This is a genomic window from Cellulosimicrobium sp. NPDC030954 (genome assembly GCF_055571305.1).
The window spans coordinates 87,512-100,275 of the sequence record NZ_JBVIFN010000004.1 but is presented as its reverse complement, the minus strand read 5'-3'; the positions used below and the strand labels follow the sequence as shown (position 1 = coordinate 100,275).

12 protein-coding genes and 1 riboswitch are annotated in these 12,764 nt (G+C 76.2%); of the genes, 5 read left to right on the top strand and 7 right to left on the bottom strand.

Annotated features, from left to right (window positions below):
- Window positions 1-24: 24 nt before the first annotated feature.
- Both ACZ402_RS10230 and aspS read right to left on the bottom strand, forming a co-directional pair.
- Window positions 25-834 (bottom strand): GNAT family N-acetyltransferase, encoded by an 810-nt coding sequence (locus tag ACZ402_RS10230; RefSeq protein WP_375823576.1) that lies wholly within the window; start codon window positions 832-834, stop codon window positions 25-27.
- Complete coding sequence (gene aspS, locus ACZ402_RS10225) at window positions 831-2,630, bottom strand: aspartate--tRNA ligase (protein ID WP_375823575.1); 1,800 nt, start codon at window positions 2,628-2,630, stop codon at window positions 831-833. The genes ACZ402_RS10230 and aspS overlap by 4 nt, the downstream gene beginning before the upstream one ends.
- 206 nt (window positions 2,631-2,836) lie before the next feature.
- Between aspS and ACZ402_RS10220 the strand changes: the two genes are divergently transcribed.
- Window positions 2,837-3,304 (top strand): PPOX class F420-dependent oxidoreductase, encoded by a 468-nt coding sequence (locus ACZ402_RS10220; RefSeq protein WP_375823574.1) that lies wholly within the window; start codon window positions 2,837-2,839, stop codon window positions 3,302-3,304.
- Between the two features lie 35 nt (window positions 3,305-3,339).
- A complete protein-coding gene (locus ACZ402_RS10215; protein WP_375823573.1) occupies window positions 3,340-3,648 on the top strand; it encodes a DUF1330 domain-containing protein in 309 nt (102 codons plus the stop codon).
- Between the two features lie 45 nt (window positions 3,649-3,693).
- Here ACZ402_RS10215 and ACZ402_RS10210 read toward each other — a convergent pair whose 3' ends face one another.
- Window positions 3,694-5,358, bottom strand: coding sequence for an Rv2578c family radical SAM protein (locus ACZ402_RS10210; protein ID WP_375823572.1), 1,665 nt, complete (start codon window positions 5,356-5,358; stop codon window positions 3,694-3,696).
- 31 nt (window positions 5,359-5,389) lie between these two features.
- Window positions 5,390-5,863 (bottom strand): hypothetical protein, encoded by a 474-nt coding sequence (locus ACZ402_RS10205; protein WP_375823571.1) that lies wholly within the window; start codon window positions 5,861-5,863, stop codon window positions 5,390-5,392.
- 87 nt (window positions 5,864-5,950) lie between these two features.
- Window positions 5,951-6,070: riboswitch (TPP riboswitch) on the top strand.
- Window positions 6,071-6,178: 108 nt separating this feature from the next.
- Here ACZ402_RS10205 and ACZ402_RS10200 point away from each other — a divergent pair.
- The 3 genes from ACZ402_RS10200 to ACZ402_RS10190 are packed head-to-tail and all read left to right on the top strand — an operon-like array spanning window position 6,179 to window position 9,544.
- Entirely contained in the window at window positions 6,179-6,904 is a 726-nt protein-coding gene (locus tag ACZ402_RS10200; RefSeq protein ID WP_375823570.1) for an ECF transporter S component, read from the top strand.
- 13 nt (window positions 6,905-6,917) lie between these two features.
- Window positions 6,918-8,759, top strand: coding sequence for an ABC transporter ATP-binding protein (locus ACZ402_RS10195; protein WP_375823569.1), 1,842 nt, complete (start codon window positions 6,918-6,920; stop codon window positions 8,757-8,759).
- Window positions 8,756-9,544: an energy-coupling factor transporter transmembrane component T family protein gene (locus ACZ402_RS10190; RefSeq protein WP_375823568.1), complete on the top strand. Its 789-nt coding sequence runs from the start codon at window positions 8,756-8,758 to the stop codon at window positions 9,542-9,544. Before ACZ402_RS10195 ends, ACZ402_RS10190 begins: the two co-directional genes overlap by 4 nt.
- A 62-nt stretch (window positions 9,545-9,606) precedes the next feature.
- Here ACZ402_RS10190 and ACZ402_RS10185 read toward each other — a convergent pair whose 3' ends face one another.
- The 3 genes from ACZ402_RS10185 to ACZ402_RS10175 all read right to left on the bottom strand — a co-directional run bounded on the left by ACZ402_RS10185 (window position 9,607) and on the right by ACZ402_RS10175 (window position 12,535).
- Window positions 9,607-10,275 (bottom strand): peptidoglycan DD-metalloendopeptidase family protein, encoded by a 669-nt coding sequence (locus tag ACZ402_RS10185; protein ID WP_375823567.1) that lies wholly within the window; start codon window positions 10,273-10,275, stop codon window positions 9,607-9,609.
- Between the two features lie 39 nt (window positions 10,276-10,314).
- Window positions 10,315-11,709: a histidine--tRNA ligase gene (gene hisS, locus ACZ402_RS10180; protein ID WP_375823566.1), complete on the bottom strand. Its 1,395-nt coding sequence runs from the start codon at window positions 11,707-11,709 to the stop codon at window positions 10,315-10,317.
- 73 nt (window positions 11,710-11,782) lie between these two features.
- On the bottom strand, window positions 11,783-12,535 hold the full coding sequence (locus tag ACZ402_RS10175; RefSeq protein ID WP_375823565.1) for an MBL fold metallo-hydrolase: 753 nt from the start codon (window positions 12,533-12,535) through the stop codon (window positions 11,783-11,785).
- Window positions 12,536-12,764 lie beyond the last annotated feature (229 nt).

Genomic DNA, 12,764 nt, shown 5'->3' with positions numbered 1-12,764 from the left:
GGACGGCACGGGCAGACGACGCCGTCAGCGGCGCGACTCGAACTCCTGCGTCACGACGAACCCGAGCGCGGCGTAGACGCGGCGGGCGGCGTCGTTGTCGGCGTACATGCCGAGCACGACGATCCCCTCGTCCCGCCGGCACGCCCGCGTCGTGACCGCCACGACGGCTCGGGCCGCACCCCGGCCACGCGCCGTGGGTTCCGTGGCGACCCCGCCGAGCGCCCACGGGATGCCCGGCCCCGGGCGCCGCGCACCCGCGACGCTGCGGACCGTCCCCGTCTCGTCCCGCCAGCCCCACCAGCGGGTCCCGGGCTCGGACGGGTCGAGCTCCGCCGAGGGGTTCGCCACGTCGAGCGCGGCGCGCACGCGAGACCGGCCCTCCTCCCCGTCGAGCGCCACCACCCGCTGCTCCCCCGGCTGGACGAGCGGGTCGGCCGTCGCGGTGAACCAGTCCCAGCGCGAGACGGGCTCCGTGCGCAGGTGGTCGGGGACCGCACGACCGGTGCGACCGCCGAGGGCGGCCGCGGCCGTCGTCGTCCCGCGCGGGAGCGACGACCGCACCACCCCGGCGGCCAGGTCCGGCCGGTCGAGGAGGAGGTGCGCGACCCCCGTCGGCGTGCCGAGGCCCCACAGCGCGGCGGACCCCGCGTCGAACACGCGTCGCACGACGAGCGCGTCGTCGCGCTCCACGGCGTCGAGGACGTCCCAGCCGTCCCGCTCCGCACGGACGACCGGGTGGTCCGCCCAGCGCCCCAGGCTCGGTACGACGCGCGAGGGCGCGCCGACCCGGTCGTCGCGGGTCGGCGCGCCCTCGCGCGCGGTGCGGGTCGTCATGCCTCCGGCGTCGGCTCTCCCGCGTCGCTCTTCGGTGCGGCGGGCTTCGCGTCGACGCCCGCCTCCTTGCGCTGCTCGGGCGTGATCGGCGCGGGCGCCTGCGTCAGCGGGTCGAACCCGCCGCCCGACTTCGGGAACGCGATGACGTCGCGGATCGAGTCCGACTTCGTCAGCAGCGCGACGATGCGGTCCCAGCCGAACGCGATCCCGCCGTGCGGGGGCGCGCCGAACTTGAACGCGTCGAGGAGGAAGCCGAACTTCTCCTGCGCCTCCTCCGGCCCGATGCCCATGACCTCGAACACGCGCTCCTGCACGTCGCGGCGGTGGATACGGATCGAGCCGCCGCCGATCTCGTTCCCGTTGCAGACGATGTCGTACGCGTACGCGAGCGCCTCGCCCGGGTTCTGCTCGAACGTGTCGACCCAGTCGGGCGTGGGCGACGTGAACGCGTGGTGCACGGCGGTCCAGGCAGAGTTGCCGAGATCGACGTCGTCGTCCTCGCCGGTCGGCTTGAAGAGCGGCGCGTCGACGACCCAGACGAACGCCCACGCGTCCTCGTCGATCTGACCCGTGCGCTTCGCGATCTCCTGGCGCGCGGCGCCGAGCAGCGCGCGCGAGTCCGACGTCTTGCCCGCGGCGAAGAACACGGCGTCGCCCGGCTGCGCGCCGGTCACGTCGCGCAGGCCCTCGCGCTCGGCGTCGGACAGGTTCTTGGCGACCGGGCCGGCGAGCGTCCCGTCCTCCTGGAACGTGACGTACGCGAGCCCGCGGGCACCGCGCTGCTTGGCCCACTCCTGCCACGCGTCGAACTGGCGGCGCGGCTGCGACGCCCCGCCCGCCATGACGACCGCGCCGACGTACTCCGCCTGGAACACGCGGAACGGCGTGTCCTTGAAGTAGTCCGTCAGCTCGACGAGCGGGTTGCCGAAGCGCAGGTCCGGCTTGTCCGACCCGTAGAGGCGCATGGCGTCGTGGAACGTCATGCGCGGGATCGGGGTCGGGATCGTGTACCCGATGAGCTCCCACAGCGCGACGAGGATCTTCTCGGCGAGCGCGATGACGTCGTCCTGCTCGACGAAGCTCATCTCGACGTCGAGCTGCGTGAACTCGGGCTGCCGGTCGGCGCGGAAGTCCTCGTCGCGGTAGCAGCGCGCGATCTGGTAGTAGCGCTCCATGCCCGCGACCATGAGGAGCTGCTTGAAGAGCTGCGGCGACTGCGGCAGCGCATACCAGGAGCCGGGCGCGAGGCGTGCCGGCACGAGGAAGTCGCGCGCGCCCTCGGGAGTCGAGCGCGTGAGCGTCGGCGTCTCGATCTCGACGAACTCCTCCGCGTCGAGCACGCGGCGCGCGGCCTGGTTGACCTTGGCGCGCAGGCGCAGCGCGTGCGCGGGGGCGGGGCGGCGCAGGTCGAGGTAGCGGTGCTTGAGGCGCGCCTCCTCGCCGATCGTCTCGGTGTCCGCGAGGGCCGTGGAGACCTGGAACGGCAGCGCCTCGGACGTGTTGAGCACGACGACGTCGCTCGCGACGACCTCGATCTCGCCCGTGGGCAGGGCCGCGTTCTCGTTGCCGTCGGGCCGGCGCGAGACCTCGCCGGTGACCTGGAGGACGAACTCGTTGCGCAGCGGGTGCGCGACGGCCTCGTCGCGGATGACGACCTGGGCGATGCCGGACGCGTCCCGCAGGTCGATGAAGGCCACGCCTCCGTGATCGCGCCGACGGTCGACCCAGCCCGTGAGGGTGACGGTCTGACCGGTGTGCTCGGCCCGCAGTGAGCCGGCCGTTCGGGTGCGCAGCACGGAGGATTCCTTCCAGGTGGGCGGTGGGGGTGGCGCTCCCGGGGGCGGGCGCGCGTCCGCACGAGTCTAGTGCGGGCGGGCGCGGTGCTCGACCGGATACCGTGGCGGTGCCGCCGCTCCACCCGCGCGCCGACCGTGTCGCGCGTCCGGGCCGGCGGCACCGGCGTGCGCCGACCGGCCCGCCGCCCGCACGAGGAGGGGTGATCGTGGCACGCACCATCGCGACGAACCGGCGCGTCGAGCGCGACGAGCTCGAGCAGTTCCTGCGGTCCCGGCACGACGGCGTCCTCGTCACGACGCGCGCCGACGGGCGGCCTCAGCTCAGTCCGGTCACGTACGGGGTCGACGACGCGGGCCGGGTCGTCGTGTCGACGTACCCGGAGCGCGCCAAGGCGGCCAACGTGCGTCGCGACCCGCGCGCGTCGCTGCTCTCGCTGGGCGAACGCTTCTCGGACCCGTGGGTACAGGTCGACGGCGAGGCCGAGGTGATCGACCTGCCCGAGTCGGTCGAGCCGCTCGTCGACTACTACCGCTCCGTCAGCGGCGAGCACCCGGACTGGGACGAGTACCGCGAGGCCATGGTGACGCAGGGCAAGTCGCTCGTGCGCCTGACGATCACGCGCTGGGGCCCGGTCGCGACGGGCGGCTTCCCGGCGCGTCTCGCGGAGGGCTGAGCGCGGCGCGGGGCACCACGGCGTACCGTTCGGTCGTGCCGATCACCCTGTGCGTGTTGCTGTGGCCCACGGAGGGCAGCGCCGACCTGCTGAGCGAGTACGAGGACGACGTCCTCGCGCTCGTGCCCGCGCACGGCGGGCGCGTGCTGTCGCGCATGCGCACGCTGCCCGGTCAGGACCCGTCGCTGCCGACCGAGGTGCAGGTCATCGAGATGCCGGGGGACGACGCGCTGGCCGCGTACCTGGCCGACCCCGCGCGCGTCGCGCTGGGAGCCGTGCGCGACCGGGCCGTGGCGCGGACGGACATCGTCCGCGTCGGCGACGTCCCGGACCGGCCCGCCTGACCCGACGCCGTCGCCCGGCTGCCACCGCCGTCCACCGCACAGGAGTCAGAACAGCACCTGCTCGACTCCCCCGCCCACGACGTCCAGCCCGCCGCCGTCCACCGGCATGCCCGCGAGCGCCCCGTCGTGCCCGTGCCCGTCGGAACGTTCCGGGGCGCCCCCGGCGAGGCTTCCGGTCGGGTAGGCACCGTCGGTCGGCGGGTCGGGCGCGCGGCGCCGGTCGCCGAGACCGCCGAGCTCGCCCCGGCGGTACCGTCCCTCGACGCCGGCGGGACCGCGGTGGCCGGACACCGCGAAGCCGCGCGCCTCGAGCATCGGGCGCACGCGGTCCCACAGCCAGGAGCGGTACGCCTTCGAGGCGTACGCCCCACGGGCGTAGACCCGCTCGTAGCCGGGGACGAGCTGCGGGTGCTCGCGCGCGAGCCAATCCAGGTACCACTCGCGCGTGCCAGGCTTGAGGTGCAGGGGCAGCACCGTCACTCCCGTCGCGCCCGCGTCCTTGACCGCGTCGAGCAGGTCGGTCAGCGCGCGCGTGGAGTCGGTGAGCCACGGCAGCACGGGCGCGACCATGACACCGCACGGCAGGCCCGCCTCGCGGACCGCGCGGATCAGGTCGAGGCGTGCGCGCGGCGAGGGCGTGCCCGGTTCGACGCTCGCCTGGAGAGCCGGGTCCAGCAGCGCGAGCGAGACGCCGATCCCCACCTCGACGCGCGAGGCGGCGTCGGCGAGCAGCGGCAGGTCGCGGCGCAGGAGCGTGCCCTTGGTCAGGACCGACAGCGGCGTGCCGGAGCCCGCGAGCGCGTCGATGATGCCCGGCATGAGGCGGTAGCGCCCCTCGGCCCGCTGGTAGGGGTCCGTGTTCGTGCCGAGCGCGACGGGCTCGCGGCTCCAGGACGCGCGGGCGAGCTCGGCGCGCAGCACCTCGTCGACGTTCACCTTGACCACGACCTCGCGGTCGAAGTCGTCACCCGCGTCGAGGTCGAGGTACTGGTGGGTGGGCCGGGCGAAGCAGTTGTGGCTCACGACCCCGGCGGCGACGAAGTCCCGCGTCCCGGTGGTGATGTCGACGAGCTCGGTCTCCTCCCCGGGCCCGTCGAGCGCCTCGAGCGAGTCGACGCGCAGCGCCTCGTCGCCCGTGACGTCCCGGCCCTCGAGCGCGACCCGTCCGTCCGCGAGCACTGCCGCCCCCGGGCCGAGGAGGACGTCGCCCAGCGCCAGGTGGGAGCGGCGCCCGGCCCCGCCGACGACGTGACGCCAGCCGCGTTCGGTGAGGAACCGGTGGTCGCCGCTCGCCGTGAGGCGCGTGCCGTCCGCGAGGGTCACGCGGTACGCGCGCTTGCGGGTGGTCCAGCGGTCGAGCACGCGCGTGCGCACGTAGCGCCGGTAGGCGCCGTGCGGCGCGGTCCCCACGATCTCGTCGCCGACGCGCAGCTCGCCGATCGGCCGCTGCGTGCCGTCGGCGAGCAGCACCGGCGTCGACGGCGCGAGGCAGTAGGAGCAGGCGTGGCTGCAGCCGCGGTACGGGTTGACCGTCCAGCGGAACGGCATGCGCGACATCGCCGGGACCTTCGACAGCGCGCTCTTGGCCGTCACCTCGTGGAACGTGATGCCCGCGAACTCGGGCGTGCGCACGCTGCGCACGAGGCCCGCCCGCTCCAGCCCCGGGAGAGCGCCGTCGTCCGCGCCGAGCGCCTGTCCGTCCCACCTCACCCGCACATTCGAACAGGTGTTCGATTCGACGTCAAGCCCCGGGGACGGCCGCCCGCCCGACGCCTACCCCCGCGTCCCCGGCGACCCACGCCTTGAGCAGGGAAAGGTTCGCGAGCGGCACGTGGTGCCCGATCCGCGGGTGGTCCAGCGTCACCCCGACGACGCCGGCCGCACCGAAGGAGGCGAGGTAGTCGATCGCGGCCGGCACCGGGACCGCGAGGAGCGGCACGGCGTCGCCCTCTGCGGCGAGCCCGAGGGCCAGCGCGGCCTCCTTCGCGCGGCCGGCGCTGCTGTAGAGGCAGATCATCGGCCCCTGGGCGGCGGCCACCGCGTACGGGCGGGGCCGGTCCTCGGGGCCGCGCGCGATGAAGAACCAGGTGTCGAGCCGGGCCGCCTGCCGCCAGAGGTCGATCTGCGCCGTCGTGTCTCCGGCGGGCGCCGACCGGACGGCCTCGTCGAGGCGGTCGAGCTCGGCGACCGCCGCAGGGTCGTTGTCCGTGGTCATGCCGCCACGCTCTCATGCCCCGACGGCCCGTCCCGCTGGCTGAGACGCCGGGATTGTCCGGGCCGCGCCGAGGGCCTAGGGTCGGGCCGAACGCCCCCGGGGAGCGCACGAGCGCTGAGAGTGCAGGCCGGACACCCGTCCCTCCTGCAGACCCGTGGAACCTGATCTGGTTCGTACCAGCGAAGGGAGCAGGGCCGACGTCACCGTCCCCTGCGCGCTCGTGCCCGCGCGCCCGCGCCGTGCCGTGCGCGCGGGCCCGGCGGTGGCGCGCCGTCGTGCACCCCTCGCCCCGGGGGCCCGACGGAGGGAACCCGCATGGCCGAGCCCCGCACCACCCCGCAGCAGGCGACCCGGAGCGCCGCCGTACCCACCGACCAGCCGCCCGCCGGGTCGGCCGGCGTGTCGCCCGGCGTGTCGGGCGGCGGGGCGCCCGGTCCCGCGGTCCGCCCGACCGGGCGCCCCGCGCCACGTCGCGGGCTGACGCTGCACGAGACGGTGCTGATCGCCGTCCTCGGCGTCGTCTTCGGGTTCGTGTACTGGGCGTTCGTCCAGCTCTGGGCCCCGCTCCAGCTCGCGATGGGCCCCCTCGCGGACCTCGCCGCGAACGTCCTCGCGGGCGCGTGGATCGTCGTCGGCCCCCTGGCCACGTACATCGTGCGCAAGCCGGGGGTCGGCATCCTCGCCGAGACCCTCGCCGCGCTCGTCGAGGTCGTCTTCCTCGCCTCCCCCGCGGGGCCGCTGCTGCTCGTCGTGGGCCTGGTCCAGGGCGTCGGCGCCGAGCTGCCGTTCGCGCTCACGCGCTACCGCCGGTTCGGCTGGTGGGTGTTCGTCGCGTCGGGCGTGAGCGCCGCGCTCGTCACGTTCGCGTTCAACGCCGTGCGCTTCGGCTGGCTCGGTCAGGACTACGCGATGCTCCGGCTCGGGATCCAGGTCGTGTCGTGCATCGTGCTGTGCGGCCTCGCGGCCCGCCTCCTCGGCGACTCGCTCGCCCGCACGGGCGCCCTCGACGCGTTCGCGATCGGCGCGGCCCGCCGTGGGTGAGGCGACCGCGCACGTGGCTGACGTGACCGCGCACGCGCGCGACGTTCCCGACGCTGTCACAGCCGCCGACGTGACCGTGCACCTCGGGCACCACGGCACCCGGGTGCTCGACGGCGTCGACGTCACCGTCCCGGCCGGGACGAGCCTGCTGGTCCTCGGCCCCTCCGGGTGCGGGAAGTCGACCTTCCTGCGCGCGCTCGTCGGCGTCGTCCCGCACACCCTCCCGGGCGCCGTCCTGGGCGGCCTCCGCGTGACCGGCGCCGACCCGCGCGAGGTGCCTCCGCCCGCGCTCGCCGCCCGCGTCGGCCTCGTCCAGCAGCGGCCCGGCGACCAGCTCTGCCTGGCGCGAGTGGACGAGGAGCTGCGGTTCGCGCTCGAGAACCGCGGTGCCGACCCCCGCAGCATGGACGCCCGCGCGACCGCGGCGCTCACCGCCGTCGGCGCCGCGCACCTGCACGACCGCCCGACCCACGCGCTGTCGGGCGGCGAGGCCCAGCGCGTCGCGGTCGCCGCGGCGCTCGTCGCCGAGCCGGAGCTCCTCGTCCTCGACGAGCCCACCGCGCTGCTGGACCCCGCCGCCGCCCACGACGTCGGGGCCCTCGTCGCCCGCCTCGCGCGCCGACCCGGACCCGGGGACGGTCACGACGCCGCGCCGCGGCACCGCTCGGTCGTGCTCGTCGAGCACCGCCTGGACGACCTGGGCACGCTGCCGGACGCGACCCTGGTGCTCGGGCGCGACGGCAGGGTCGTCGCGCACGGCCCCACCGACCGCGTCCTGCGCGAGCACGCGCACGACCTCGCCGGGCTGGGGTGCTGGCTGCCCCTCGCCGTCCGCCTCGAGCAGGCGGGCGCCCCGGGGCCGCTCGGCTCCCCCGAGGCCGACGACTGGCTGGCCGACCTCGCGCGGTCCTCGCCCGCGCGCCCCACCACCGACCCGGCCGTGACCCCGGCCGGCGCGGCGCGCCCCGTGGCGCTCCGGGCCCGCGGCCTCGCCGTCCATCGGGGCGGACTCCGCGCGGGGCGGTCCCGGCACGGCGGCCCGGACGTCGTGCGCGACGTGGACCTCGACGTCCGCGCGGGCGAGGTGCTCGCCGTCGTCGGGCCCAACGGGGGCGGCAAGTCGACGCTCCTGCGCGGCATGGCCGGGCTCGAGCGCACCACGGGCGAGGTCGCGACCGCGACCGGCGAGCCCGTCGCGATGGTGTTCCAGGACCCCGAGCACCAGCTCGTCGCCCGCACGGTGCGCGAGGAGGTCGCCTGGTCGGCGCGGCTCGCCCGCCTCGACGACGTCGACGCGCGCGTCGACCGGGAGCTCGCCGCGTTCGGGCTCGCGCGCCTCGCCGACGCGAACCCGTACCGGCTCTCGGGCGGCGAGCAGCGGCGCCTGTCCCTGGCGACAGCGACCGTCCTGGACCCGCCGGTCCTCCTCGCCGACGAGCCCACGTTCGGGCTGGACCGGGCCCAGGCCGCCGCGGTCGCCCGCGTCCTGCGGGAGCGCGCCGACGCGGGCGGTGCGGTGGTCGTCGTCTCGCACGACCTCTCGCTCGTCGCGGCGGTCGCCGACCGGGTCGCCGTGGTCGTCGGCGGCACCCTCGCGACGGTCGCCGAGCCGTCGACGGTCCTCGCCGACGACGCGCTGTGCGCGCTCGCGGGCCTGCGCCGGTCCCCGCTGCTCGACTGGTGGGCACGCGTGGGCCGCGGTCGCGGCCTCGACCCGGGCGCGCTCGTCCGTGCGCTCGACGCCGCGTGCGACACCCGGCACGACGTCGTGCGCGACGTCGTGCCGGGCGCCGATCCCGGGACCGCGAGACTCCCCGCGCCCACGGCCGCGGTCGCCGCGGAGGTCGCCCCGTGACCGGTCACCGCCCGACGGCCCTCGAACGGTGGAACCCGACGGTCAAGCTCGCGACGGTGCTCGTCGTCTCGACGGCCGCGCTGCTCGTCACCGACCCGGTCACGCCCGCGACCGGCTGGGTGCTCACGGTCGCCGCGCTGCTGACGCTCGGACGCGTTCCCGTCCGGACCCTCGCGCTCGCCCACGTCCCGTTCGTGGTGTTCGCGACGAGCCTCCTGGTGGTCAACGTCGTCACCCGGCCCGGGGGCGCCGCGGTCCCGCTGGGTCCGTTCACCGTCGGCGCGGACGGCCTGACCATCGGCGCGGCGCTCGCGCTGCGCACGCTGCTCGTCGGCGCGCTGTCCCTCGCGCTCGTCCTGACGACCGACCCCGTGCGCCTCATGACGAGCCTGCACCAGCACGCGCGCCTGCCCGCGACCTGGACGTTCGCGGTGCTCGCCGCGCACCGGCTCCTCGTCGAGCTCCCCGACGCGTGGCACACGATCCGCTGCGCCCAGGCGGTCCGCGACCCCCGGCGCCGGCCGGGCCGGCTCCCCCGGTCGCCACGGTCGCTCGGCGCGGCCGCCTTCGCGCTGCTCGTCGGGGCGGTGCGCCGGTCCGAGCGGCTGACGGTCGCGCTCGAGTCGCGCGGGCTGGGCTGCGGCCCCCGGACGTCCTCGCGGCCCGTCCCGCTCGGCGTGCCCGACGTCGTCGCGGCGGGCGCCGTCCTGGCCGTCGCCGGCGCGGTGGTCGCGGCGGGCGTCCTCGGGGGGTGGGTGACCGGGATCGGCGCGCTCACCGCGTGAGGCGACACCGCCGTCGACGCGCCCGGGCAAGCCCGCCGGGCCGACCTACCGGCCGAGCCGCCTCACACGGGCTCGACGACCGTTCCCTCGCCCGGGACCCCGAGCGCGACGCCGCGGACGCCCGCGTCGCGCCCGTGCTCGCGGTAGGCGCGGAACGCGAGCGGCACGCCCCGCGCGGCGTGCGCGTCGGGACCGTCCATGGCCTGCACGTGCACGTGCGGCTGCGTCGAGTTCCCCGAGTTCCCGCACCGACCCACCACGTCGCCCGTCGTCACCCGCTGCCCGGGGCGCACCTCGACCGACCCCCGACGCAGGTGGGCCAGGACCACGAACACGCCCGGGACGTCGAGCGCGACCACCACGTGGTTCCCCGCGAGCGCCGCGCGGCCGGCACGCGCCCGGGACGCCTGCGTGAGCGCGTACCCGAGCAGCGCGAACGGCGAGCGCCGGGCCTCGTGGTCGGGCTCGCCGTCGTGCGCCGCGACGACCGTGCCCGCGCCGGGCGCGAGGACGGGCAGGCCGAAGCCGAGGAACCGTTCGGGCGGCTCGGTGCCGAGCACGGTGCGCCAGTCGCGCACGTCCGCGGTGCGGCGCCCGCGGACCGCGACGAAGTCGATCGCGTAGGTGGTGGCGAACAGGTGCGTCCCGTGGCTCGGGACGCGCCGCGCCGGGCTGTTCTGCACGAGCCACGTGCCCGCGAACGGCAGGGCGAGCTCGACCGCGTCCGCCACGTCGTCTCCCCTCGCCCTGCACGCCGTCCGGTCGGTCCGTCAGGCGCCCGCCGGCACCACCCGCGGGTGCAGGTCCTCGGCGGGCGGCGCCCACGTCGCGGCATCGGCGTCCACCTGCTCGCCCGAGCGGATGTCCTTCACCTGGTCGGGCGAGCGCGTCCCGTCATCCTCGACGCGCCCCGGGAACCAGACGAACGGGATCCCGCGCCGGTCGGCGTAGCGGATCTGCTTGCCGAACTTGGCGGCGGCGGGCGCGACCTCGACTGGGACGCCCCGCGACCGCAGGGCGGTCGCGACCGCGTCGGACGCACCGCGCGTCTCCTCGCTCGTCACCGCGACGACGACGGCGCTCGGCACGGAGCGCGTCGCCCGGACCAGGCCCGCCGAGAGCAGGCGCGAGACGAGGCGGGACACGCCGATCGACAGGCCGACCCCGGGGTAGGTGTTCGCGCCGTCGGACGCGAGCGTGTCGTACCGGCCGCCCGAGCAGATCGACCCGAGCTGCTCGTGCCCGACGAGCACGGTCTCGTAGACCGAGCCCGTGTAGTAGTCGAGCCCGCGCGCGATCTTCAGGTCCGCGACGACGACGCCGGGTGCGCGCACGCTCGCCGCCTCGACCAGCGCGCCGAGCTCACCGAGACCCGTCTCGAGCAGGTCGCTCTCCACGCCGTGCTCGGCCGCGAGCGCCCGCACGCGGTCGACGACGCCCGTGTCGCTCCCGCTGATCGCCGCGAGCGCGAGGCACGCCTCGGCCTGCTCCGGGGTGGTGCCCGCCTCGGCGACGAGGAGCCCGGCGACCTTCTCCGGCCCGATCTTGTCGAGCTTGTCGATCTGGCGCAGGACCTCGTCCACGGCGTCGATCCCGAGACCGCGGTAGAAGCCCTCGGCGACCCGGCGGTTGTTGACCAGGACGCGGACCTCGGGCACCCCGATGTCGCGCAGCGCGCCGAGCGCCTCCGCCATGACGAGCGGCAGCTCGACCTCGTAGTGGTACGGCAGCTCGCCCGCGCCGACGACGTCGATGTCCGCCTGCGTGAACTCGCGGAACCGCCCGTCCTGGGGGCGCTCGCCGCGCCACACCTTCTGGATCTGGTAGCGCTTGAACGGGAAGGCGAGGTGCCCGGCGTTCTCCAGCACGTAGCGCGCGAAGGGGACCGTGAGGTCGAAGTGCAGGCCGAGCTGCTTGTCGCCCTTGTCCCGGCGGGTGTCGTCGGCGTCGCCGGCCTCCTCCTGCAGGCGCCGCAGGACGTAGACCTCCTTGGACGTCTCGCCCTTGCGCAGGAGCTGGTCGAGCGGCTCGACCGCGCGCGTCTCGATCCCGCCGAACCCGTGCAGCTCGAACACGCGGCGCAGGGTGTCGAGGACGTGCTGCTCGACGATCCGACCGTCGGGGAGCCATTCGGGGAAACCGGAGAGGGGTGTGGGCCTGGCCATGGGTCAGATCTTCCCAGACGCCGGCACGGTCGTCCGCATCGTCCCGGCCGACGGACGGGCCGGCCCGCGCACGTCAGGCCGCGAGGAACGGGTTGGTCGCGAGCTCGCGCGCGACCGTGGTCGCGGGCCCGTGGCCCGGCAGCACGTCCCACGCGGGGTCGAGGCGCCCGACGACGTCGCGCAGCGTGCGGGCCATCGTCGCGCCGTCCCCGCCGGGCAGGTCCGTGCGGCCGACCGAGCCCGCGAAGAGCACGTCGCCGCTGAGCACGATCCCCGCCGCGGGCTCGCCCCCGAGGTAGAGGGTCGACCCTTCGGTGTGCCCCGGGGCCCCGACGGCGCGCAGCACGAGGTCCCCCCAGCGCAGCACCCGCTCCTCGCCCGCCGCGACGTCGAACGTCTCCACGCGGGTCGGCTCGCGGTAGTCCTCCGGCCGGGCTCCGGCCGCGGCGAGGGCCGCGCCGAGCGGACCGGAGACGAGCGAGCGCGCGCCCCGGTCGCCGGTGGGCGAGCCGTGCTCGAGGCTGCCGAACGGGTCGGCGAGCCGGTAGGCGTCGGCCGCGTGCAGGACGACGGGCACGTCGAACCGGTCCGCGAGCGCCGCGGCGTCCCACGTGTGGTCCACGTGCCCGTGCGTCGCGAGCACGGCGCGCGGGACGAGCCCTGCGGACCCGACGAAGGCGACGACGGCGTCCGCCACTCCCGCGCCGGCGTCGACCACGACGCAGTCGCCGCCCGGGGCGCTCAGCACCGTGCAGTTCGTCCCGAAGACGGGCGCGACGACGACGCGCACCGTCACGGCGGGCTCGCCGGAGCCGTCGCCGGACACTGTCTTGGACGGAGTGTCGGACGGAGTGTCGGACGGAGTGTCGGACGGAGTGTCGGACGGGGGCGTCGGCGGGATGTCGCGGGGTCGGTCCACGGGGCCGAGGGTAGCCCGCGACGCCTCGTGAGGTCTCCGGTGACAGGGTCGCACCGAGGCGAGGGCCGGAGCGGTCGATACCGGACCGTGACCTGCACGCGGCAAATCCACCCGCCACCAGGGCGCTCGGTGCCTA

Coding starts and splice junctions, on each gene's coding strand:
- ACZ402_RS10230 (WP_375823576.1), bottom strand. CDS start 834: ATGACGACCCGCACCGCGCGCGAGGGCGCGCCGACCCGCGACGACCGG.
- ACZ402_RS10205 (WP_375823571.1), bottom strand. CDS start 5,863: ATGACCACGGACAACGACCCTGCGGCGGTCGCCGAGCTCGACCGCCTC.
- ACZ402_RS10200 (WP_375823570.1), top strand. CDS start 6,179: ATGGCCGAGCCCCGCACCACCCCGCAGCAGGCGACCCGGAGCGCCGCC.
- hisS (WP_375823566.1), bottom strand. CDS start 11,709: ATGGCCAGGCCCACACCCCTCTCCGGTTTCCCCGAATGGCTCCCCGAC.